We start from the raw sequence: 22,169 nt of genomic DNA, 5'->3' as shown, positions 1-22,169 counted from the left end.
AGCCTTTCGAGTCCTCACCTCCCCAGCCTCAGCCTTACCCTATCCTTCGCCTCGAGGAGCCACTCCAGGTAGAGCCGGAGGGATTCGGTAAAGGCCTCCCAGCGGAGGAGCTCCCTCAGCGCCACGCCCATCGCCACAGCCGCAGGGGGAACCAGGACGGTGGCGTAGAAGCTGAACTGCGTTGTCCCACCGAGTAGGTACTGGAGGAGGAAAAAGCCCGTGGTGCTCCAGAAGACGCCCATGACGGTAAGGATTCCCCTCCTTCTCCTGTAAAGCCAGGGAAGGGCCAGAAGGAAGAGAACCATCGCGAGGAGGAGGAACGGGTCCGTCTGGGCGAAGACGTTGGGGTCGTAGTGGAGCGGGAATGCCTTGGCATTGACGAACCACTGCCAGACCGGTGAAGCGGCAGGGTGGCCGCCCTTGCTGGAGAGGTGCCAGCGGAAGCTCCCTAGGAACTGCTTGAACCACTCCTCCGGACCAACCGCGACCATTGCCGGAAGGTTCGGTACCAGGAAGCCCAGGGCGGGGAGGAGGGCTATCGTGCCCAAAAAGCCCAGGACACTTCTCTCCCTCCGAAACGCCCTGGCCAGAAGAACCGGCCAGCCGAAGGCACCGCTCAGCTTGGCCGCCCCCGCCAGGCCGACAGCGACCGCGGCCAGACGGTCCCTGTTGAGGGCGAGGAGGGCTATGAAGAGCGCAACGAAGAGGGCCACGTGAATATCGAGCATAGCCACCACAGACATCGCCTGGAGCGTTGGGTCGCCGGCGGTGAAGGCCAGAGCTATAAGCGCCGCGAGGTAGCTGCGGCTGATTTTATAGGTGGCTATGACCACCAGGAGCTCTATCAGGACGAAGGCAAGGACTCCGGGAAGGCGCCAGTTTATCGGGCTGTCGCCGAGGAGAAGCATTCCGAGCATTATCATGTCTTTTCCAAGGAAGGGGTGTTCCAGATTCAGGTAGTTCTGTATGTTGTCCTTGTCGGGGTACCAGAAGCCGGGAACGATGCTGTATGCACCGTCGGGAAGCATTGCCCGGACATCTTCAATGAAAGGACCGTATTCCTCCGGCGGAATCTCGAAGTAAACGCCCGGAAACTTGCGGTACTCCCTCTCGTAAGTCGCCCCGTGCTTCAGCGCGAGCTTCTCCACCTCGTACTGGTACTCTATCCTCACGCTCTGGTTGGCGAAGATTACGTTCACTCCCCTCGAGCCGGTCGTCCCGTTGATGTAGGTCAGCTCGATGCCGAGCCTGTGGAGCACGTTCCTGCTGGCCGGGACGTACCACACCTCATCGCTCACGTAGTCGTGGAACACCGGCTGGGAGGCGAAGCGGTAGAGGTACCAAAAAGAACCGGCGAGCGTGATGACGACGATTAGAAGGAACACCGCTTTCCTCCATTCCATCTTACCACCGCTCAAACTAAGCGGGCAACGTTTTTAAGCCTCTCCCCTTAGGCGGAAACATGCTGGAGGGAATCACCGAGGAGAAAATCGGGGAGGCAATGGAGCTCATAAGGCGAGGTTTTGACGAGAAGAAGCTCCGCGCGAGGCTCGGCGAGAACTGGGAGCTTATAGCGGAGATAGCGAGGGCGAGGATAAGGGCAAAGGACAAGTTCTCGCGCGACGACCTCTGGATGGACCTGGAGGGCCTGCGCTACGCGACCCACGAAATCGTTGCCAGATACCGCGCCGAAAGGCTTGAGGAGTTTGGAATAAGGAGCATCGCCGACGTCTCCTGCGGGATAGGGATACAGCTCATCTTCTACGCGATGAAGGTCGAGAGGGCCTACGGGATAGACATAGACCCCCTAAAGATAGAGTTCGCGAGGAGGAACGCAGAGAAATACGGCGTTGAGATAGAGTTCATAAACGCCGACTCCCTCGCTCCAGAGACTGTCGAGAGGGTCGATGCGGAGGTGATCTTTTCAGACCCCGCCCGGCCGCCGGAGATGCCCGAGAGGAGGCTCGAGGATCTGCTCCCAAGCCCGCTCAAGGTCTACGAGGCCTATAAATCGAAGACTGACTCCTTCATCTTCGACCTGCCGCCGCAGATGAGGCGTGAAAGGGTGCCCTGGAGGGGCGAGTTCGAGTACATCGACCTACACGGCCACCTCAACAGGCTGACCTTCTACACGGAACCGCTCGCAAAGGCCGAGAGGAGCGCCGTGATCCTTCCGGCAGGGGTCAGGCTCGAGAGCGACCCCAACCTTGAGAACATTGTCGAGTGGGCTGAGGAGCCCGGCCAGTACCTCTACGAGATACCGCAGGCCGTTGACTACGCTGGTTTACTCAACGAGCTCTTCCACGAGCTGAAGGCCGACGCCAAGATGCTACTCCGCGAGAAGAGGCGCGTTTTAGCGACTGGAGACGAGCCGGTGAAGAGTCCCTACCTCAAGAGGACCTACTCCGTCGTCGCGGTTCTGCCGTTCCACCCGGTCAGGATTAACGACCTCCTCCGGAGGGAGGGCTTTGGAAGGGCGACCCTCAAGATCAGCGTCCCGCAGGAGGACTACTGGAGGCTCAGGAAGAGAATAGAGGCGAACCTCAGGGGCGAGCGGAGGGCCTTCGTCTTCAAAGTTGGAGACAGAGCGGTTATAGCGGAGTCGCTGTAGCTCTTACATTTTTCTTTTGAAAGCCCCGCCCTTTAGGGCGGGGAGGAGGTCAGAGCTCCTCTATCCTGGCGTTCCGTATCTTTTTGGAACCTATCCTTAGCTGTTTGAAGTAGTCCACGTGTTCCTCCGGCAGAAAAGAGTCGAGGCTCGTCGATTTGAGGCGTTTCTTCTTCCTCTTCACCCCGGCCGTTTTGGTAGCTCTCGGCGCTCCAGCCAGGAACTCGTCGAGCTTTCTGTCCATCGGTCCACCCCACTGGGATAGTCAGTGGGATATAAAGGCTTTTCCCAATCGACGGTTGAACCAAAGGTTATATTAACGCCGGAACCGCGTCTGAGAAAGGCTTTTAACTCCCGGCGGTTTATCAGGGAAGAGAGTAAAGCAGCGGGTGGTTGCCGTGTGTGGAATAATAGGCTACGTTGGTGACAGGCCAGCGTGCGAGGTAATAGTCAAGGGGCTGAAGAGGCTGGAGTACAGGGGCTACGACTCGGCCGGAATCGTGACCGAGGACGGAGGAAAGCTGTTCATAAGGAAGGGCGCCGGGAAGATCGACGAGCTTACCGGGAAGTTAGGATTCCTCGAAATGCCCGGCAGGAGGGGTATCGGCCACACCCGCTGGGCGACGCACGGCGTTCCCAATGACATTAACGCTCACCCCCATACGGACTGCACCAGGAAGATAGCGCTCGTTCACAACGGTATCATCGAGAACTTCTCCGAGATAAGGGACTACCTCCTCGAGAGGGGCCACTCCTTCAGGAGCGACACCGACACCGAAACAATAGCCCACCTCATAGAGGAGGAGCTCAAATCCAGCGAGACATTTGAAGAGGCCATGCGGAAGGCTCTCCTCAGGCTCAAGGGTTCCTTCGCCCTGGGAATAATATACGCCGATGAGCCGGACAGGCTGTACTTCGTCAGGAACGAGAGTCCGCTCGTGCTGGGGATAGGGAAGGGGGAGACCTTCGCGGCCAGCGACGTTCCGGCCTTCCTCGAGTACACAAACAAAGTCGTTTTCCTCGACGACATGGAGTACGCGGTCATAACCCGGGACTCCTGGGTGGTTAAGAAGCTCGAAACGGGCGAACCCGTTGAGAAGGAAGTCCAGGAGGTAGAATGGACCCTTGAAATGGCTGAGAAGGCCGGCTATCCGCACTTCATGCTCAAGGAGATATACGAGCAGCCGAGGGCAGTTAGGGACGCGATGCACGGCAACGTCGATGCTGTAAGAAAGGCCGCCGAGGAGATAGCGAGGTACGAGAAGGTCTTCATCGTCGCCATGGGCACCTCCTACCACGCTGGCTTGGTTGGCAAGTACCTCTTCCAGAGGCTGGCAAACAGGGTTCCGATAGTCGAGGACGCCAGCGAGTTCCGCTATGAGTTCGAGAACGTCATAGACGAGGACACCTTGGTGATAGCAATAACCCAGAGCGGGGAAACCGCTGATACGCTCGCGGCGATGAAGCTGGCCAAGAGAAAGGGCGCCAAGGTGCTCGCGATAGTTAACGTCGTCGGAAGCATGGCGACGAGGATAGCTGACTTAACGCTCTACACCCACGCGGGGCCTGAAATAGGCGTCGCCGCGACCAAGACCTACACTACCCAGCTGGCTGTTCTGACGATGCTCGCGATAGAGCTCGCGAGGGTTCTTGGAACCGCGGACGATGGATACCTCAGCTCCCTTGTAGATGGCCTGAGCAGGGTCCCGGAGCTTATGGAGGAAGTTCTGAAGCACGACGCCTCCCTAAGGGAGCTGGCCGAGGGTCTGGCCGGAAAGAGCGACTTCTTCTACATAGGCAGAGGAGTGAGCGTGCCGACCGCCCTCGAGGGGGCGCTGAAGCTCAAGGAGATAAGCTACATTCACGCGGAAGGGCTGAGCGCCGGCGAGCTGAAGCACGGCCCCCTCGCGCTCCTCGAGGAGGGCGTTCCGGTCGTCGCGATAGCCCCGAGCGGGAAAACCTTCGAGAAGATGCTCGGCAACATAGAGGAGTCAAGGGCCAGGGGAGCCTTCATAATAGGCCTCGGGGACAGGGAAGAACTGGGCAGGGTCTCAGACGTTCTCGTCCAGATGCCCCCGATGGACGAGCTGCTGACCCCGATAGTTTACGCTGTTCCACTCCAGCTTTTAGCTTATCACCTGGCGGTGTTGAGGGGCAACGACCCCGACAAGCCGAGGAACCTGGCGAAATCCGTTACCGTTGAATGAGGTGATTCCAATGGTGAAGACCGACGTTAAGGAGAAGCGCAAGAAAAAGAAGGGAGAGGAAACTTCCCTCTCCAGGTACTACTCCCTTTTTAAGGCCTACGGCCTCCCGCTCCTGGCGCTCCTGCTTGCCTACCTCGGCTTCAAGCTGAGGAACATAACCTCCAACTACAAGACCTTCCTCGACCCGGACACCTTCTACCACTACGAACTCTACCGCCTCGCCATTCAGGAGTGGCTTCCCAAGTACTTCCCCCTGGCCAACCCGCCGACGGGCCTCAAGATAAGTGAGTCCCTCGGACTCTACACTGTGCAGGCTGCGTTCTACAAGCTCGTCAGTCCGCTTGGATACGACGTCATGGGAGCTTTCAAGCTCTGGCCGCCCTTCGTTGGGGCGATGACCATAATAGCGGCCTACTTCCTCGGCAAGAAGCTCCACTCTGACTGGGCCGGAATCTGGGCATCGGCCTTCATGATGTTCTCCTACGCCAACTTCACCAAGACGATGTCCGGCAACAACCGTGGTGAAGGGCCTTTCATGATGTTCTTCCTCTACGCGGTGCTCTTCCTGCTTGTCTACCTAGACGAGAAGGAGTGGAACTGGAAGAAGATCCTGGGTGGAGCGCTGTTCCTCGTGACGAGCGTCCTCTACATGGGTGTCTGGCTCGGAAGCCAGTTCGGTGTCGGAATACTCCTCCTGTTCGCGGCCATTCACACCGTCGTGCTCTTCATATTCGGAAAGACCGAGGAGCTGAAGACATTCGTCAGGGAGTTCTACCCGCTCTATGGACTCTCCCTGCTTCTCGGCCTAGCCATTACCGGCACCGGTTTCGTCAAGATAAAGGGCTTTCTGGTGTTCTCCATTGAGGCCTTCATAGGTCTGGCCATACTGGCGGCCATAATGCTCTACGGCCAAAGGGCGGGCCTCAACTACTCCGACAAGAAGCACCGCTTTGGAGTGGTCGCAGTAGTAGGAGTCCTCGGCTTCGTCGCGGCCTACTTCTACCTCGGACCGGATCTGCTCAAGTTCCTCGGAAGCGCCTCCCAGTCCAACCCGCTCTACCAGACGGTGGCCGAGCTCGCCAGGACGGACTGGAAGACTATAGCGAGTTACTATAGCGTCAAGTCGAACGACGGGTTCATATTCCTCCTCTCGCTTGTTGGCTTCGTGATAGTCCTAGCCCGCTTTGTGCTCAAGCTCTTCCGGGGAGATCTAACGGGCTACAAGGAGGTCTTCATCGTTTCCTACTACTTCGGCTCCCTCTACCTGCTCCTCACGGCCGTCCGTTTCGTCTTCCAGGCTTCGGGAGCCATACTCCTGCTGGCGGGTATAGCGATAGGCGAGGTCTTCCTCTTCGTGGAGAACATGAAGGAGAGCCTGACCACCAAAGCACTATACGCCGTCCTGCTGATACTACTCTTCCTCCCACTCCCAGTGATGGGCGCCCAGTACAGCAAGACCCTGGCCACCAACACCGCCAAGGCCCAGGGTTCCGTCCCGGCTGACTGGGTGAACACCCTCACCTGGCTTAAGGAGAACAGCCACCCCCTCGACAGCGCCACCAGCTGGTGGGACTACGGCTACTGGATTGAGTCGAGTCTCCTCAGCAACCGCCGCTCCTCGACCGACGGTGGTCACGCCTACGACAGGCGCTACCTGCTGGCAGATTTCTTCTCCCACTACGGCAACGAGAGCGAGCAGGACTTCGAGGCATGGGAGCTTAACTACCTCATCGTCTGGCAGCAGGACATCTACAAGTTCAACGCCATAAGCTACCTCGGCGGTGCGATAGACTACTACGAGTACGGCCACGTCCCGATGTTCCAGCTCGTGCCGATGCAGTACGTCAAGTACGCCAACGAGAGCGGGAAGACGGTCGTCTACCTCAAGACGGCCGAGGGCGACAGGCAGCCGGTAATGACCGTGGACCTTGCCAGAGGACAGGTTATCCAGGGCAGGGGGGACATTCCGTACGTCCTCTACCTCTTCGGCAACTACGGCCTTCTGGCGTACCACAAGATAGCCTTCAGCAACTTCGTCAGGCTGGCGTTCCACATTCCCTACTCCTTCGAGCCGTGGGACGCGCAAAAGCTCTTCGCCAACTTCAAGCCGGTCCACAACGACGGGGGCGTCTCGACCTACGAGTTCAGACCATTCGCGGTCTACAGGATTGACAGGTTTGAGAACGGCACCTGGAAGGCCTTCTACAGCACGATGGGAGGAGGAAAGCTCCCGCTCGGAGAGCAGAGGCTCAGACTCTGGATTTCAGCCTTCGGCAGGGACGTCAAGGACGCGACCCTGGTGTTCGAGGCCTACAACGGCACCGAGCTCATCAAGAGGGAGGTGCTGGCCGAGAACCTCAACATAAACCACCTCAACGAGACCCCCGTGGAGGTCAGCCTCTTCGTGCCGAACGCCACCAGCTACCGCTTCGTCCTCATTCAGGACGGCCCCGTTGGAGTGCTCAACGGCGAGCCGAGGGTGGACGGCAGAACCGCGAACCCGAGCTACATACTCGAGGAAGGCCAGAGCGGCCAGCTCGAGCTTAAGGCGGCATTCAGAAAGGACTACGACGACGTAACGCTTACCTTAAGGGCGAGCATCGTCTACTACGTCGCCCCCAACGGCAAGGACATCGAGAGCGACAACTTCTACCTCGTGCCCCACCAGGACATCATCACCTACGTTCCGGTCAAGGAGCTAAGCGTCAAGGAAGGGGACAACGTGATAACCGCACAGGCATCGATGCCGTCCGATGTTTTCGACGCGTACATCGAGAAGCTCTACCAGGAGTACGGGAAGGACAAGGTCGTCATAGTCAAGAAGCGCGTGGAGCCAATATTCATAGCAAAGAAGGAGTACGTCATCTGGGAGGGCTGATGGCTTCAGCCCCCTTTCTCCCCTTTACAGCCACGAACGCTCCCAAACTCTTGCATTTTTTGTAACATTTTCTATCGATCCCCTCTGCCAGACCAGGTAAGGGCCAGAAGGAGGGGAAGAAAATAATTCCGGCGCTCTCGACGTTCTCGAAGCCGGCTTTTCTGAGAAGGCCTTCAAGCTCGCCCGGCGTGTAGAAGCGGGCGTAGCGATAGGCGGTCTCGGTAAAGATGCTCTTGAGGCGCTTGAGGAGGAACCACAGGCTCCTCCCGTTCATCGTCCCGATGATGACCTCCCCTCCGGGCTTGAGGACGCGGTGGATTTCAGCCAGAACCCTCTCGGGCTCGTGAATGAACTCGAACATCGTAACGCTCAGCACGAGGTCGAAGCTCTCGTCGGGGAAGGGGAGGGAGTAGGCATCTCCCATGATACAGTTTAGCCCCTTGGAGCGGGCTATTCTGAGCATTCCCTCGCTTGCATCGAGGCCTATGACGTCGAAGCCCCTCTTCTTCAACTCAAGCGTGTAGTTGCCCGTCCCACAGCCGAGGTCGAGGGCTTTGCCTCCTCTGGTTTCCATCATGGAGAAAATCAGCCACTTCTCAGTTCTGTCCACGTATCTGCCGGTTTTCGTTCTGTACCATTCGTCGTACCTGGCCGCGATTTTATCGAAGTACTCCATCAGATGCTCACCTTGCCCTCGATGGTGAGCTCCTTGTCCGTCCTGTCGTCTATCCTGAGGCTTATGACGACGCGTTTCGCGCCCGCTTTAAGTATGGCCACGTGGCAGAGCCTCACCAGCTCGAGTATCTCCTCCACCGGCCCCTCGACGACCGTTCCCATCGGGCAAAGCCGGTACTTGAGGCCGCTCTCCTCGATCACCTTCAGGACGGGCTTGAGGTACTCACCGACGCTCGGGCTCCCCGTGCCAAGGGGAAAGATGCAGAGCTCCGCCACCGCCATCAGCCACCACCGGCGGGCGGGAATATGTGGACCTCGTCTTCCTCCTTAAGCTCGGTGTCGAGCCCCTTCAGGTGGAGCACGTTGTGGCCGTTCACGAGTATCATTCCATCGATGGGCTTGTTTGGGCCGACGCGGGGAGTTTCCAGGAGTTCCCTCTTGATGTCGGGGCTGTAGTGCTCGGCGAGGTAGTCTATTAGCTCCCCGACCGTTTTGACGCCGTGAACCTCAACCTCTTTCCTCCCGACCATCTCCCGGAAGGTCGCGTAAAACTTCACTTTCATTAGGTTCACCGAAGGGATCTTGATGGAAACCCTTAAAGTGATTTCGCCGTAGTGGTGGTAGAGATGATCCCATGGTCACCCTGACGGTTGAACCTCCCGAGTACTACCCCGTGATCGACAAGCTCTTCGCCGGCCCCATAAGGGACGCCCTGGAAGCGCTGGGCGTGGAGCTGGTTGATATGAAGGCCGGCGTGAAGCCCGTGGACAGGACGATACGGGTAGCCTTCATCTTCGAGGTCCGGAAGCCCGAAACTTTTCTGCCGGCGGAGCTGGACTCAATCCTCTCCGGCCTCCTTGAAAAGCTGGCTGAGGACGCCACGAAAACCTTTGGAAGGCTCTACGAGGCGAGGTTTCAGGTGGTCGGGTTCAGAGTTGTCGAGGCTGCCGCGGAGACGAAGAAGGAAGGAGGGAGGCTCATCATCAACTGCCCCGATGACATCAGGAGAACCATAGAGCGCCTCGGAAAGGGGCTTACGATATACCTGAAGGACAAGAGGGTGAAGTTCCAGACGCTGGTGCTCAGCATGCCCTCCGACGGGAGGCCGAAGCTCACAGTTACCCTCCTGCTCCCTGAGCAGACCTCCCAGGCGGACAAGGAAGCCCTCGCCCGGGAGCTGGAGTACAAGGCCTCCTCCTACCTGAGAACCCTGAACGCCGACTACATAAGGGTAGAAGCTAGAGTTCTCGATCCCGAGGACAGGGCCGTCGGAACCGTGATGGGGCGAATAGACAAGATTGAGAGGGAGGCCGAAGAACTGGCCGAGATGGAGGAAGTAAGGGAACTTATGAGCGCCCTCGGAAAGACTCGCGGGAGCTGATGTAGTCGAGGAGGGGCCTTATGCGCTCCCACACCTGGGGAATGCCGTCGTGGCCGTCGATTCTGACGTATATCCCCTGCCTTTTGTAGAACTTGATTATCGGTTCCATGTTCTTCAAGTAAAGGTCGTACCTTCTCTCCACTACCTCGGGCCGGTCGTCTTCGCGCCGAACCAGTTCCGCACCGCAGAGGTCGCACTTTCCCGGCACCCTTGGAGGGTTGTACTTCACGTGGTAAACCGCACCGCACCGCGGGCATACCCTCCTCCCTGCTATGCGCTCCACGCTCTCCTCCTTCGTTATGAATATCTCCATCGCAACGTCCAAGGTCATTCCGTGGTCGTAAAGGTACTCCTCGAGGGCGAGCACCTGGGCGGGCGTCCTGGGGTAGCCGTCTATGAGGAAGTTCCTCCTGTGCCTCCTGAGCCTTGAGATTATCAGGGTATTGATGACCGTGTCGGGTATGAGTTCTCCCCTTGCCAGGTACTCCTCAAGCTCCCTCCCCAGCTCGCTTCCCCTCTCTATCTCTGCCCTTATCAAGTCCCCGGAGGAGACGTAGGTAAGACCGTAGCGCTCCGTTATCGTCCTCGAGTGGGTAGACTTGCCGCTTCCGGGCGGACCGAAGATCAGGACGTTCATGGCAACCCCCGGAGGAACTACGGCAGGCGGCTATAAAGTGTTGTGGTTCAAACGGCTATAGGGTAGAAAAGGAGAGGGGCTACTCCCTTTTTCCAACGAGCCTGTTTATCCTCGCCCTTATGCCCCTGTTTATCTTCACGAGGAGAACCGTCTTCCGGCACTTCGACGCGACCTTTTCGGGAACCTCCCCGAAGATGAGCCTCCGGAACAGCGGTTCCCGTGTGGCTCCCATTATTAGGAGGTCGTGTTTTTGGCATTCCCTGAGGATCTCCTCAATGACGTTCCCGCCGCGCACCTCAAGCCGGGCGTTGGGAATCCTCTGAAGTACCGCGTCGAGATTCATCTTTGCCTCACTCACCGTCAGCACCGTAACATTAGCACCGTACGATTCAGCCAGCAGGCCAACGAGTTCGGCCGCCTTTGAGGCGTTCCTGCCTCCACGTGTTGGGAAGAGAATCCTCTCAACTTTCTCCTTCCGCTCCGTTTCTCCCGGCTTTATCACGATGACGTTGCACGGGGCGTCGCGGACGATTCTGTCCAGGTTGCTTCCAAGGACGTACTTGCTCCACCTCGACCTGCCCTCCCAGCCGAGTATTAGCAGGTCCGCCCTCTTGTCCCGGACGGCGCTCATTATACCTCTGTACACGCTGTGGGAGTAGTAGATTATTCCCTCGACCCTCACGTCGCCGGAAACGCTCTCTCTGGCCACCCTGAGGACTTTTCTAGCCCCGTCCGCGAACTGCCTGGCTTCCTCCAGCGGCGTCTGCTCTGGAACGGTCACGACGCTGATCACGAAAAGCTCTCCGTTCACCTGTTTGGCTATCCTCTCTGCGTAGCGCACCAGCACCGGGGCGGTCCTCTCGTTTGAGACGGCTACAACGATTCTATACCTCGCTCCCGCCTCGACCTCCTCCTCGAAAACCTTTTCGCGCTCGGACTTGAAACGCTCCACCCTCGCGCCCCTGTAAGACTTGTAAACGATCAGACCTATGGCCACCCAGGTGAGGGTTATTGCCCAAGCGGTCGGGCTGACGTTGAAGACCCAGAGCGAGAGCACCGCCTGGAAGAGTATCGCCAGCAGGGGTATGTAGGGGAAGTAGGGCATCTGGAAACCGTAGTCAAGCTCGTCCCCGCGCTCGTTCCTTATCCTTATCACCGCTGCGTTCACGAGCAGGAAGATGAGGAGGAACACTATGTCGGCGCTCGCGGCGACGTCCTCTATCGGGAAGATGAGAGCCACGCTGAGAATTATGAGTGACGAGGCAAAGAGGGCGTAGTGAGGAACCCTCCTGACGGGGTGTATGCGGGAGAAGAGAGACGGCAGTCTTCCGTCCCTGCTTATCGCGAAGAGGACCCTCGTGGAGGAGTATATGGTGGCGTTAAGTGCCGAGGTTGAGGAGAATATCGCCGCGAGGGTTATGAGCAGGCCGCCGTAGGGCATAAGGTCCTTTATGGCCTCACCCATTCCGACGGGGCCAAGCTCGGCAAACCACTCGGTTAGGGGCACGTTTCCGGGTTCGGCGCCGACTATGGCCGCGAAGGCGAAGAGTATGTACGTGGCAGTTACCGCAACGACGGAGTAGAGTATGGCCTTCGGGACGGTCTCCTTTGGGTTAACTGCCTCCTCTCCAGCGTGGGCTATCACCTCGTAGCCCTCAAAGCCGACGTAGGTGAAGCCCATCGCCATAAGCACCTTGTCCCAGCCGTTGGGGACGAAGTCGTTGAAGTGGGCCAGCTTCTCCGGGTGGACGAAGATGTAGTATATCGAGAACAGCCCTATGAAGGCCAGCGTTCCCATCTGGCCAAGGGTTATGAGGTTCTCTATGCTCCCCGTCTCGGAGACGCCTATGTAGTTTATTGCCACGAAAACCAGTGCTATGGCCAGTGCGAGGAGCTTTATCACCAGCTCGTGCTCCAGGTTGAGGTTGGTGAACCAGCTCGTCCCCTCAAGAAGGAAGACAGTGTAGGTGGCGAAGGTTATCGCATACAAACTGCCGGCCACGGTCAGGGCGAACCAGTTCATCCAGCCGGAGATGAAGCCGATTAGACCTTTGAAAGCCTCGTCTATGTAGGTGTAAGCCCCTCCAGCTGTGGGAAGTGCGGAGGCAAGTTCCGCGAATGACATAGCCGAGAAGAAAGCGATGAGACCGTTGAGAGCGAATGCAACGAGTATTCCGCCGGGACCGGCGAAGCCTATCGCTATTCCAGTGGCAACGAAGACACCGGCCCCGATCATCATGCCCATTCCCATCATCATGAGGTGGGTTAATGACAGACCCCTCGACAGCTCAACACGTTCTCCATTTTCCATTTTTACTGCCTCCTGTGCCTTGTTGCCCTATGGACCTCAAGAACATGGGCTATCTTCTTCTTTGCATACCTACGCTTCTCCACGAGCCTCCTTCTTTTCATCTCGGCTATGATTTTGTTCGACCTGTAGAGGAGGTAGAGCATCAGGCTGTAAGCGCCAAAGATCACAGCCATACCCGCTACCTGGTTGGGATCCATCTTTATGCACCCCTGAACAAGAGAGGGAAAGTCAAACACTAAAAATCCTTATGGTGTTGGTTCCGGCTGTCTTTCCTATCGGCGTCCCCTTGGTGAGCAGGACTATGTCGTTCTCCTTGACCAAGCCAAGGCCGCTTATCAGGCGGAGTATTTCCTCCTCGCTGGTCTCCTCGACGACGAAGGGATAGACGCCGTAGGAGAACATCAGATTCCTTGCAACGTGCTCGTCGGTGGCAAAGGCCAGGACCCACTGCTTCGGCTTGAAGCGCGAGATGAGCCTGGCGGTCTCCCCTGTCCTGGTGGGTGTGAGAATGTACTTTATGTCGATGGAGTTAAGGGCCTCTATTATGCTCCTCGCTATTGTATCCTTGATGGTTCCCTTCTTCGGCACCCTTCCCTTCCACTCGTTCATCTTCCAGTCCACTATCCTCGAGGCCCACTGGGAGTCGCGGTAGGCCTCGGTCGTCTTGGCTATTCTGGCCATCATTCTGACAGCGTCTACCGGGTACTTACCGACGGCGGTCTCCTCGGACAGCATCACCGCATCGGTACCATCAAGGATCGCGTTGGCCACGTCGGTGACCTCTGCCCTCGTCGGCAGCTTCTCTTCCGTCATGCTCTCCAGCATCTGGGTGGCTGTTATGACCGGCTTTCCGGCGACGTTGGCCTTGTGAATGAGCTTCTTCTGAAGGACCGGCAGCTTTTCTATCGGCATTTCCACCCCCAAATCTCCCCTGGCTATCATTATCCCGTCCGCCGCGCACAGGATATCATCGAAGTTCCTCACCGCGTCGGGTCGCTCTATCTTGGCGATTATGAAGAGCCTGCCGTTGTTCTCCTCAACGAAGCGCCTCACCTTGAGGACATCGTAAGCCGATCCGACGAAGCTTATCCCGATGGCGTCTATGCCGTGCTCCAGCGCGAACTTGATGAACTCGAGATCCTTCTCGGTCACGGCGTCAATCGCCATTCTAGCCCTGGGAACGTTTATCCCTTTGTGGGAGAAAAGCGGCCCGCCAACCAGAACCTTGCAGACGACGTCCTGCCCCCTGACTTCCTCAACCCTCAGCGCTATGAAACCGTCGCTCAGGTAGATAACGTCGCCCTTGGACACCATCTTCGGAAAATCCTTGAACTGGACCGGTATCACGCCCTCGTTTCCAACCACGTCCCTCGTCGTCAGCGTCACCGTCTGCCAGCGGCGAAGGGTAACCGAACCCCCAGCGATTTCCCCGACGCGTATTTTAACACCTGGCAGGTCGCCAAGAATGGCAACGGGCCGGTTGAGCTTCTCGGAGACCTCCCTGATAAGCTCAACGGTCTTCGCGTGCTGCTCAAGGTCACCGTGGGCGAAGTTTATGCGCGCCACGCTCATTCCGGACTTTATCATGGCCTCAAGCGTGCTCCTCTTCAGCGAAGCAGGCCCTATCGTTGCTATGATCTTCGTCTTGTGGGAGGGTAGCCTCATGTCCTTTCACCTAAATTCGAAATTTCCGGCCTCCCTAATAACCTTTGCCAAAAGGTTTAAGAGTTAGGGCGCCCTAATTACTCTGGTGATGGTATGAACCCTCTCGAGAGCAAGGTTCTTGACGAGGACGGGAGCGAGGTAGTCCTCAAAGACGTCCTGGCCGGAAAATGGACTGTCCTCTACGTCTACCCGCGCGACAACACTCCAGGCTGCACGACCGAGGCCAAGGAGTTCACAGAACTCCTCCCGGAGTTCGAGAAGCTGGGCTTTCAGGTGATAGGCGTCTCGAAGGATTCCGTCGAGAGCCACCGAAAGTTCAAGGAGAAGCACGGACTAAAGGTCAAGCTCCTGAGCGACCCTGGTGCGGAGCTCATCAGGGCCCTGGGCGCGTGGGGAAAGAAGAAGCGCTACGGGAAGGAGTACGAGGGCGTGATAAGGAGCACGTTCATATTCGACCCGAATGGAGAAATAGTCTGGAAGAAAATCAACGTCAGGGCGAAGGGCCACGCGGCAAAGGTTCTTGAGGAGGCCAAAAAGCTCGTGGGAAGCCCTTAGAAATGACCTGAAGGGGCCAAAAAATCAAAAAGGAGAGGGCACTGGCTCACTTGATAAGGACGAAGCCCACTATGCTCCCCTCGTAGGCCAAGAAGACCTTGACACCGTTGAGGGTTTCATAGGCGGCGTAAACGTCCAGCTCGCTCAGGTCGTAGTCGCCGACGATCTTGCCAACGTAGTCGTCCCCGTAAACGAGCTTCTGGACGGTTACTCCGCGGGGGTTGGTGAACTCCTCAACGCTGAGCTGGGCCAGGTAATCCTGAACCTCTGCCAGGTCGATGCTCGTCTCGGTGAGGTTTGATGCTCTAACTCCAAGCCCCATGTAGGGAGTCCCTTCTCCCGCCATCATGCCACCCTGTCCCTGCCCGTAGCCCTTGGCATACGCCATTGGGGTGGTAGTCCTCTCAACCTCCGGGTTCGGCCCCGGAACGCCCTGATAAGCCGCAACAGCCCCGAACACGAGGCCGAACACGGCCAAAGCCATCAATCCGGCCAGCAACTTCTTCATGTCACATCACCCCTGCATGTGTAATTGCAATATTACATATGTGTGATTCTTTATAAACTTTGCGGTCGTGACATTGCCGGAGCCGCGGCATTCCCTGGAGTGAAGTAATGACCAGAATGGCCGAACAGCCTTCCGTCAGTTCAGAAGAGCTTCATTCCTGCTGGGGATCAAAGCCGGACCACTCCACGGCTCGTTTGAGCCTGATGAAGCAGGAATCACAGTACCCTGGGAGGCGGGAGTCCCACTCCTCGATGCTGGAGGGAGAGTTCATAACGCAGTCGTTGTTGCAGTGCTCCAGACCGAAACCGTGGCCGATCTCGTGGAGGACCCCCTTGAGAAGCCTCGCCTTAAACAGCTCCAGCGAAGCCCTCAGGCGTTCCTTAGAGCCATTGGCAGGGTTTTCTCCAGCCAGCTCCCTCAGCAACACCGAAAGCTCGGGGGGTTCGAATGGCTTCATCGAAAGCACCATTATTCGAAGGCCCAGCCTCGTCTCGTGGATACCAAGGAACCTCTCGTAGAAGTCGAAATACGGATTGCGGGAAACCAGGGGAAACGTGGTAAGGGCAAATATCTTGTCCATCTTGATGTCCGGTCTCTCTTCTATTTCATGGAGGAGCTTGGCGTGGAGCACATCAACGAGGGCCTCCAAGGGATAGGCGCGGATCTTCCCCTCCTGGGTGTATATGTCAATTAGATAACCCGGCTCGAGCCTGAGCTTTCCCACGTAGAGGAACCTCAGAGGGACGTCGTTCTCGTCGAAGAACCTGTTGGCCTCGTCGAAGACCTCGAAGACGACCTCCCTTATCAGCTTTTCGCTTATGAAGTTCCCCACGTAGGTGAAGGCTATGAACTCCATGATTTCATCACGGGTTAAAAAATCCCGCTCCAGCTTATTAAGTTTTTAGGTGATTAGCCGATTGCACCACAAAAGTTTTTAATCACCCTCTGGAGGGTCTTACGGGCGATGGCGTCCGCCCGGGCTTCGAGCCGAACCGCCCGAGAGGGCTGATGACGCCTGTTCTCAGTCAAAACTTCAGGAGGCGGTGGAATGGGCTCGAAGCTTTATGAAATTGGACGATTCATTAACGCTGATTCGCTCATCAGGTACATAGAGGAAAGACGCCATGAGGACGGTGGCTACTGCTTCGTCAGCGTTCTGGACGATACCAACGTCAATGACACGTACTATGCCATCAAAATTTACGACCTCCTCGGCCTTGAGATTCCCGAGAAAGAAAGGACGGTGGAGTTCCTGGAAAGGGCAATACAGCCCCAGACCGCTGTGGTGGCGATAGCAATGGCCTTTGAAGGGCTGGCCATGTTGGGGGCGGCGGACGTTGCGATGGAGCACATTGACATCGTTTTTACCAAGTACAACCCGCTGGAAGGCAAATTTGCCGTCGGTCTCGGCGGAAGTGAGGAGTTCGGAACGGCAACACCGCTGGAGGCAACCTACTGGGTGGTCAAGGCGTTTAAGGCCATAGGCTACGGGTTCAGCGCCGATGAGAGAGACGCCATAAGAACCTTCGTCATGAGGTTCAGAAACGGCAACGGGTACGGCGTTAAGGGGCCAACGACGACGATGACCTACCAGGCAATCCACACACTCCGGGCCCTCGGCTACAGGCCACCCAAGAGTCCTCACTTCAGGAACTGCGAGCTCTGCGGTGACTGGGGCGGTTTCACCGAGGTCCCCTACAGCCTGCCCCCGTACCTGGAGCCGACCTTCTACGCGGCCAGGGGGCTGGAACTTCAGGGTGAAACCCCAGTCTGCCCGAGGAGGCACATCTGGTTCATACGTCAGCTGCAGAATCCCAACGGCGGCTTCAGACGCTCTCTGGAACTGGGTATTTCGAACTTCCAGAACACGTACCGGGCCCTGGCCGTGCTGGATTTCATGAAGCGCTACCTCTGAGTGGTGTGAATGGACCTCATTGGCATGTATCTCCGAGATGCGATGGGAGACGGCTGTCCTGTCTGTAGAATACTTCGCAAATACGAGGAGTCTGAGATAGAGACGATCCTCTACGAACACGTGAACGATCCGGGGGTGCGGGAGAAGTTCAGGGAGAGCCTAGGCCTCTGCACCCATCACGCATGGAAGACCCTCAGGGAGGCCTACTCCGACCCCCTCCTCGGGCCGCTGGGAGTGGCCATCATCTACCTAAGCATTCTCTCCGAGTACGTGGCATCGCTGGAAAGGGGCCGTACCCCCGAGGAGGGGGAATGTTTCCTCTGCCGGCTGGTGGAGGAGAAAGAGACCAGCACTGTGGAAGCTTTTGCGGAGAGGATTGAGGAGCTTCTCCCGGAGTACCGGAACTCCGAGTCCATACTGTGCAGGAGACACTATGAGATGCTGGTGTCAATCCTCCAGCGGACGAACCCCCAGGCGGCCAGGAGGCTTGAAAGCCTCCAGCTGGAAAAGCTACGGGTTCTGGAGAAGCGTCTCGGGTCATTCATAGATAAATTCGACTACCGTGCCAGGGAGAAACCCACGAAAGAGGAGATATCATCACTGCCCCTTGCGATAGAAGCTCTGAAGGGTCTCGAAACTGGAGTAACGGTTAGAAAGAGGGGGAAAGAAAAAGGTCGGAGGGGCTTCCCGTGGAGATAGAGGTCACGGACGACGAGCTAAAGGAGATAAGGAAGAACCGGAGGGAGATAGAGGCCAGGTTTCGGGACCTGGAGGGCCTTGAGAGAACCCTGAGGGTTCTAAAGCTACGTTTTCTCATCGAGCAGAGGGAAAGGATCAAGAGGAGGCTCATCGAGATGAAGGCAAACTACGAAGAGCTGATCGAGTTTGAAGAAATGGCCAAGCTGGACAAGAGGTTCCTGATGGCGTTTCGGAAGGAGCTCAGTGAGGAAAATAGACAGCTCAGGGCAGGGCTGGAGGGCAGAAAAAGATGAAACTCACGGTACGGCCAAAGAAGGGCTGGCGAAGGGTAACGTTCAGGATTCCGGACGAAATCATGGAGCGAATCAAGGAGCTCTGTGAACGCTATGGATTCCGGGTTGAAGAGGCGATCAGGATAGTGCTTATTCACGGCTACCTGGAGGACGACCCCAACGCCAACGAGGAAACGTTTGAAAGGCTCAAAGAGGAAATATCCCGGCTTGAAAAAGAACTCTACGAACTGGAGGGCAAATGGTCCCCTCTGAAGTTCCGCTCATACTACATCGCACTGGACAACCAGAACCTTGCGATACAGCTCTCAGCCATGATTGCCGAGAACAGGAGACTCCGTGAGCGGCTGGGACTTCCGGAGAGGGACTACGGTGAGGTCGAAAAGAAGATACACTACTACCTCAACTTTGGGGAAAAGACTAACCCAGCAGTTTCTCCCTGAGGGGAGAAACCCACGCGGATTCCAGCAACATTGAGAGCAGAACCGTCATCAGCCCGGCGCTCAGTATCAGCTCCCCCCACTCAACAAGCTCATGGCTGCCGTAGACCCTCCCGAGGACGACGGGCAGTATGGCCATGCTCGCGGCAACGGCACCCTTCGGGCCCTCCAGGGATACGAAGAGGTACCTCCTGAGGCCGGTGAAGGGCAGGATGACGAGGGAAGCCAGCGGCCTGGCGACGAAGATGACGAAGAGGGCCACGAGGAGCGATACCACTATCGTTTTCCACTCCAGGCCGGTGAGGTCGAGGCTTGCACCGAGGAGCACGAAGATGAATATGACCGAGAATGTCGAGAGGACGTCGTTGAACTCCATGTTCCTCTCCACCGCATCGTCCACCCTGCTGTTTTCCTTCCTGAAGAACTCGCGGGGGTTTCCAAGGATGAGACCTATGACGGTAACGACGAGGAAGCCCGATGCCCCCAGGAACTCCCCGACAACGTAGCCCCCGAAGGCCATCGCCAGACCGAGTATCTGGGTGTAGGGGCTTCTGTAGAGGCCAAGCCTCGCTATGGCCTGGTACGCCATGTAGGCTATGGCCGCTCCAATGGCCGCCGAGACGAATATCTGGTAAAGGAAGTAGGCCACGGCCGCCCAGTACAGCCCCGCACCCTCCAGAACGGGCCCGATGGGAGCGTAGCCCGGAACCTCTGGAACAACCAGGAAGAGCGCCACCATCGTGAGGATTATCGCAAGGGGGCCGTTGAATATCGACTCGGAGATTATTATCGTCTCGACGTCCTCGGGAACCTCGTGCTCCCTGAAGAGGGGTATAAGGGTCGCGGGGTCCGTTCCAGAGACGATGGCCCCGAAGAGAAAGCCGACCGAGAGGGGGACGTGGAAAGCCCAGGAAAAGAACCAGCCGGCGAGGAGTGCAGTTCCGAGAAGGCCGGCCGTATCGAGGAGTGTTATGACGAGCTTGTGCCGCCTGAGAACGTGGAGCTTGAGGTCAAACCCCGCCGCGAAGAGAACCAGAAAGAGACCGAAGGCGCGGACGTAGTAGAAGAGCACCCTGGCGGTGTGGGGGAGAATGAGACTGAGGACGGGCCCCACGAGAACGCCGAGGAGGACGAGAAGGGGAGTGTAGGGAAACTTCGTCTTCCTGCTGATGAGCATCGCCAGTATGCCCGAGAGAAGAACCACGAGTGACGCCAGCGCTATCGCCTCTATCCCCAGCCCGAAGCCCGGAACCACCGGCATATCCAACACACGAATAAAGGGGCTTCCATCTATTTAAGGGTATTGAAAACCCAAAACCTTAAGTAGCGCTCCCGCTAGGGAGAAGAGGGATACACAGTGAACCCTCGAATGATCACTGCAATAATGCTGGGCGGCGCCCTCGGTGCGCTGGCGAGGTTCTACATCTCCGGTCTGTTGCCAGTTTACAGGGACTTCCCGGTCGGAACCCTCATGGTGAACAGCATAGCCAGCCTGATCCTTGGCTACCTCTACGGACTGCTCTTCTGGGGCATTGACGTCACCCCGGGGTGGAGGCTCTTCCTCGGGACGGGCTTCTGTGGTGCCCTGAGCACGTTTTCAACCTTCTCCTACGAGACCTTCTCTCTCCTCCGCGAGAAGGAGTACCTCCTGGCCGGCCTGAACGTGGCGGCAAACGTTATAATCACTATCACCCTAGTCTTCGCGGGCTTCCTGCTGGCCCGGAGGTGATTGAATGGTCGAAGTCGAGCACTGGAACACCCTCCGCCTTCGCATCTACATAGGCGAGAACGACCGCTTTGAGGGAAAGCCACTCTACAAGGCGATAGTGGAAAAACTCCACGACATGGGAATAGCCGGGGCCACGGTATACCGGGGCATCTATGGGTTTGGTAAAAAGAGTCGCGTTCACTCCGCAGACGTCATGAGGCTCTCAACCGACCTCCCCATAATAATAGAGGTTGTGGACAGGGGCTACAAGATAGAGAACGCGATAGGCGAGATAAAGCCTATGATAAAGGACGGCATGATAACCGTCGAGCCCACCATAGTCTTGTGGGTCGGAACCAAGGAGGAAGTGAAGCGGTTCGAGGAAGACGCCGTAAGGGAGCTATGAGTTCCTCCGCGCTTCCCAATAAATATATATGACCATAGCCAGATCCTCTTCTGGGGGTGTTGAAATGCTCCATCACGTTAAGCTTATCTATGCCACGAAAAGCAGAAAGCTCGTTGGCAAAAAAATCGTTCTTGCAATCCCAGGCAGCATAGCAGCGGTTGAATGTGTAAAACTCGCCAGGGAGCTTATTCGACATGGGGCAGAGGTCCACGCGGTCATGAGCGAGAACGCGACCAAAATAGTTCACCCCTATGCGATGGAGTTCGCCACCGGCAATCCAGTCGTTACCGAAATTACAGGCTTCATAGAGCACGTTGAACTCGCTGGAGAGCATGAGAACAAGGCCGACCTGATACTTGTGTGCCCTGCAACCGCTAACACCATCGGCAAGATCGCCTGCGGCATAGACGATACACCCGTTACAACCGTTGTAACCACCGCCTTTGCCCACACGCCGATAATGATAGCCCCTGCCATGCACTCCACGATGTACGAGCACCCGATAGTCGTGGAGAACATCGAGAAGCTCAAGAGGCTCGGCATCGAGTTCATAGGGCCCCGCTTCGAGGAGGGCAAGGCAAAGGTAGCTTCGATAGACGAGATAGTTTACCGCGTCATCAGAAAGCTCCACCCCAAGAGTCTCGAGGGGAAGCGCGTTCTCGTTACAGCGGGAGCGACGAGGGAGTACATAGACCCGATCCGCTACATAACCAACGCGAGCAGTGGAAAGATGGGCGTGGCCATAGCTGAAGAGGCCGACTTCAGGGGGGCGGAGGTAACGCTGATAAGGACAAAGGGGAGCGTCCCCAGCTTCGTGGAAAACCAGATCGAGGTGGAAACGGTAGAGGAGATGCTCCGGGCGATAGAGCGTGAGCTGAAAGCAAAGAAATATGACATCGTCGTCCTGGCGGCGGCTGTCAGTGACTTTAGGGTCAAAAATAAGGCGGAGACCAAGATAAAGAGTGACAAAGAGTTAACCCTTGAACTCGAGCCGACGCCGAAGATAATAGACCGCGTTAAGAAACTCCAGCCCGACGTCTTTCTCGTCGGCTTCAAGGCCGAGACGGGCCTCAGCGAGGAGGAGCTCATCAGCGCCGCAAGGAAGCAGATTGAGAGGGCCGGGAGCGACCTTGTGGTGGCCAACACCCTCAAAGCCTTCGGGAGCGACGAGAACGAGGTTCTGCTGGTCACCCGCGATTCCGTGAGGAAACTCCCCCAGATGAGCAAGAGGGAGCTCGCGGAGAGGATCTGGGACGAGGTAGTCCGCGAACTGGGCTGAGGGGAAA

24 protein-coding genes and 1 riboswitch are annotated in these 22,169 nt (G+C 57.2%); of the genes, 12 read left to right on the top strand and 12 right to left on the bottom strand.

What is annotated here, in order from left to right; genetic code table 11:
- Nucleotides 1-14: 14 nt before the first annotated feature.
- The gene (locus E3E27_RS01980; RefSeq protein ID WP_167773261.1) at nt 15-1,403 is read right to left on the bottom strand and encodes a dolichyl-phosphate-mannose--protein mannosyltransferase; all 1,389 of its coding nucleotides are present in this window, start codon (nt 1,401-1,403) and stop codon (nt 15-17) included.
- A 59-nt stretch (nt 1,404-1,462) separates the two neighbouring features.
- Between E3E27_RS01980 and E3E27_RS01975 the strand changes: the two genes are divergently transcribed.
- Nucleotides 1,463-2,611 (top strand): methyltransferase domain-containing protein, encoded by a 1,149-nt coding sequence (locus E3E27_RS01975; protein ID WP_167773260.1) that lies wholly within the window; start codon nt 1,463-1,465, stop codon nt 2,609-2,611.
- A gap of 49 nt (nt 2,612-2,660) precedes the next feature.
- Here the strand turns inward: E3E27_RS01975 and E3E27_RS01970 are convergent, their stop codons facing one another.
- Nucleotides 2,661-2,852 (bottom strand): PCNA-inhibitor, encoded by a 192-nt coding sequence (locus E3E27_RS01970; protein ID WP_014789732.1) that lies wholly within the window; start codon nt 2,850-2,852, stop codon nt 2,661-2,663.
- A 154-nt stretch (nt 2,853-3,006) separates the two neighbouring features.
- Here E3E27_RS01970 and glmS point away from each other — a divergent pair, with 154 nt between their 5' ends.
- Nucleotides 3,007-4,815 carry a glutamine--fructose-6-phosphate transaminase (isomerizing) gene (glmS, locus tag E3E27_RS01965; protein WP_167773259.1) on the top strand — a complete coding sequence of 603 codons (1,809 nt, stop codon included), beginning with the start codon at nt 3,007-3,009 and terminating at the stop codon, nt 4,813-4,815.
- A gap of 10 nt (nt 4,816-4,825) precedes the next feature.
- Nucleotides 4,826-7,693: a peptide transporter gene (locus tag E3E27_RS01960; RefSeq protein WP_167773258.1), complete on the top strand. Its 2,868-nt coding sequence runs from the start codon at nt 4,826-4,828 to the stop codon at nt 7,691-7,693.
- Here the strand turns inward: E3E27_RS01960 and E3E27_RS01955 are convergent.
- The 3 genes from E3E27_RS01955 to E3E27_RS01945 are packed head-to-tail and all read right to left on the bottom strand — an operon-like array spanning nt 7,677 to nt 8,931.
- A complete protein-coding gene (locus tag E3E27_RS01955) occupies nt 7,677-8,369 on the bottom strand; it encodes a class I SAM-dependent methyltransferase (RefSeq protein ID WP_167773257.1) in 693 nt (230 codons plus the stop codon). The two genes, E3E27_RS01960 and E3E27_RS01955, sit on opposite strands and share 17 nt — an antisense overlap.
- Nucleotides 8,369-8,650: an MTH1187 family thiamine-binding protein gene (locus tag E3E27_RS01950; RefSeq protein ID WP_167773256.1), complete on the bottom strand. Its 282-nt coding sequence runs from the start codon at nt 8,648-8,650 to the stop codon at nt 8,369-8,371. The genes E3E27_RS01955 and E3E27_RS01950 overlap by 1 nt, the downstream gene beginning before the upstream one ends.
- The gene (locus E3E27_RS01945) at nt 8,650-8,931 is read right to left on the bottom strand and encodes a ubiquitin-like small modifier protein 1 (RefSeq protein ID WP_014789727.1); all 282 of its coding nucleotides are present in this window, start codon (nt 8,929-8,931) and stop codon (nt 8,650-8,652) included. Before E3E27_RS01945 ends, E3E27_RS01950 begins: the two co-directional genes overlap by 1 nt.
- A gap of 71 nt (nt 8,932-9,002) precedes the next feature.
- On the opposite strand from E3E27_RS01945, the gene E3E27_RS01940 reads away from it, so the two are divergent.
- The gene (locus tag E3E27_RS01940) at nt 9,003-9,749 is read left to right on the top strand and encodes a hypothetical protein (RefSeq protein WP_167773255.1); all 747 of its coding nucleotides are present in this window, start codon (nt 9,003-9,005) and stop codon (nt 9,747-9,749) included.
- On the opposite strand, the gene E3E27_RS01935 is transcribed toward E3E27_RS01940, so the two are convergent.
- The 4 genes from E3E27_RS01935 to pyk form a co-directional block, all read right to left on the bottom strand.
- Nucleotides 9,715-10,386 carry an adenylate kinase gene (locus E3E27_RS01935; RefSeq protein ID WP_014789725.1) on the bottom strand — a complete coding sequence of 224 codons (672 nt, stop codon included), beginning with the start codon at nt 10,384-10,386 and terminating at the stop codon, nt 9,715-9,717. The two genes, E3E27_RS01940 and E3E27_RS01935, sit on opposite strands and share 35 nt — an antisense overlap.
- A gap of 79 nt (nt 10,387-10,465) precedes the next feature.
- Nucleotides 10,466-12,697: an amino acid permease gene (locus E3E27_RS01930; protein WP_167773254.1), complete on the bottom strand. Its 2,232-nt coding sequence runs from the start codon at nt 12,695-12,697 to the stop codon at nt 10,466-10,468.
- A gap of 2 nt (nt 12,698-12,699) precedes the next feature.
- On the bottom strand, nt 12,700-12,894 hold the full coding sequence (locus E3E27_RS01925) for a hypothetical protein (protein ID WP_167773253.1): 195 nt from the start codon (nt 12,892-12,894) through the stop codon (nt 12,700-12,702).
- 31 nt (nt 12,895-12,925) lie between these two features.
- A complete protein-coding gene (pyk, locus tag E3E27_RS01920) occupies nt 12,926-14,362 on the bottom strand; it encodes a pyruvate kinase (protein ID WP_167773252.1) in 1,437 nt (478 codons plus the stop codon).
- A gap of 93 nt (nt 14,363-14,455) precedes the next feature.
- Between pyk and E3E27_RS01915 the strand changes: the two genes are divergently transcribed.
- The gene (locus tag E3E27_RS01915) at nt 14,456-14,917 is read left to right on the top strand and encodes a peroxiredoxin (protein ID WP_167773251.1); all 462 of its coding nucleotides are present in this window, start codon (nt 14,456-14,458) and stop codon (nt 14,915-14,917) included.
- A gap of 46 nt (nt 14,918-14,963) precedes the next feature.
- Here E3E27_RS01915 and E3E27_RS01910 read toward each other — a convergent pair whose 3' ends face one another.
- Complete coding sequence (locus E3E27_RS01910; RefSeq protein WP_167773250.1) at nt 14,964-15,425, bottom strand: hypothetical protein; 462 nt, start codon at nt 15,423-15,425, stop codon at nt 14,964-14,966.
- Nucleotides 15,426-15,576: 151 nt separating this feature from the next.
- On the bottom strand, nt 15,577-16,281 hold the full coding sequence (locus tag E3E27_RS01905) for a peptidase M54 (protein ID WP_167773249.1): 705 nt from the start codon (nt 16,279-16,281) through the stop codon (nt 15,577-15,579).
- Between the two features lie 95 nt (nt 16,282-16,376).
- Nucleotides 16,377-16,450, top strand: a riboswitch (Fluoride riboswitch).
- A 23-nt stretch (nt 16,451-16,473) separates the two neighbouring features.
- On the opposite strand from E3E27_RS01905, the gene E3E27_RS01900 reads away from it, so the two are divergent.
- The 4 genes from E3E27_RS01900 to E3E27_RS01885 are packed head-to-tail and all read left to right on the top strand — an operon-like array spanning nt 16,474 to nt 18,772.
- A complete protein-coding gene (locus tag E3E27_RS01900) occupies nt 16,474-17,340 on the top strand; it encodes a hypothetical protein (RefSeq protein WP_167773248.1) in 867 nt (288 codons plus the stop codon).
- A gap of 9 nt (nt 17,341-17,349) precedes the next feature.
- Nucleotides 17,350-18,039 carry a DUF6062 family protein gene (locus E3E27_RS01895; RefSeq protein WP_167773247.1) on the top strand — a complete coding sequence of 230 codons (690 nt, stop codon included), beginning with the start codon at nt 17,350-17,352 and terminating at the stop codon, nt 18,037-18,039.
- A complete protein-coding gene (locus E3E27_RS01890) occupies nt 18,030-18,332 on the top strand; it encodes a hypothetical protein (RefSeq protein WP_167773246.1) in 303 nt (100 codons plus the stop codon). Before E3E27_RS01895 ends, E3E27_RS01890 begins: the two co-directional genes overlap by 10 nt.
- Nucleotides 18,329-18,772: a hypothetical protein gene (locus tag E3E27_RS01885; protein ID WP_167773245.1), complete on the top strand. Its 444-nt coding sequence runs from the start codon at nt 18,329-18,331 to the stop codon at nt 18,770-18,772. Before E3E27_RS01890 ends, E3E27_RS01885 begins: the two co-directional genes overlap by 4 nt.
- Here E3E27_RS01885 and E3E27_RS01880 read toward each other — a convergent pair.
- Nucleotides 18,750-20,030: a sodium:proton antiporter gene (locus E3E27_RS01880; RefSeq protein ID WP_167773697.1), complete on the bottom strand. Its 1,281-nt coding sequence runs from the start codon at nt 20,028-20,030 to the stop codon at nt 18,750-18,752. The genes E3E27_RS01885 and E3E27_RS01880 overlap by 23 nt on opposite strands.
- A 108-nt stretch (nt 20,031-20,138) precedes the next feature.
- Here E3E27_RS01880 and crcB point away from each other — a divergent pair, with 108 nt between their 5' ends.
- From crcB to coaBC, 3 genes are all read left to right on the top strand, one after another.
- The gene (gene crcB / locus E3E27_RS01875) at nt 20,139-20,498 is read left to right on the top strand and encodes a fluoride efflux transporter CrcB (protein ID WP_206204794.1); all 360 of its coding nucleotides are present in this window, start codon (nt 20,139-20,141) and stop codon (nt 20,496-20,498) included.
- Between the two features lie 4 nt (nt 20,499-20,502).
- The gene (locus tag E3E27_RS01870) at nt 20,503-20,883 is read left to right on the top strand and encodes a DUF190 domain-containing protein (RefSeq protein WP_167773243.1); all 381 of its coding nucleotides are present in this window, start codon (nt 20,503-20,505) and stop codon (nt 20,881-20,883) included.
- A 64-nt stretch (nt 20,884-20,947) separates the two neighbouring features.
- Nucleotides 20,948-22,162, top strand: coding sequence for a bifunctional phosphopantothenoylcysteine decarboxylase/phosphopantothenate--cysteine ligase CoaBC (coaBC, locus tag E3E27_RS01865; RefSeq protein WP_167773242.1), 1,215 nt, complete (start codon nt 20,948-20,950; stop codon nt 22,160-22,162).
- The last annotated feature ends 7 nt before the right edge of the window (nt 22,163-22,169 follow it).

Source organism: Thermococcus sp. MV11 (assembly GCF_012027285.1).
Classification (GTDB): Archaea; Methanobacteriota_B; Thermococci; order Thermococcales; family Thermococcaceae; genus Thermococcus; species Thermococcus cleftensis.
The sequence above is the reverse complement of the archived record's forward strand: the minus strand, read 5'-3'. Positions and strand labels throughout refer to the sequence as shown.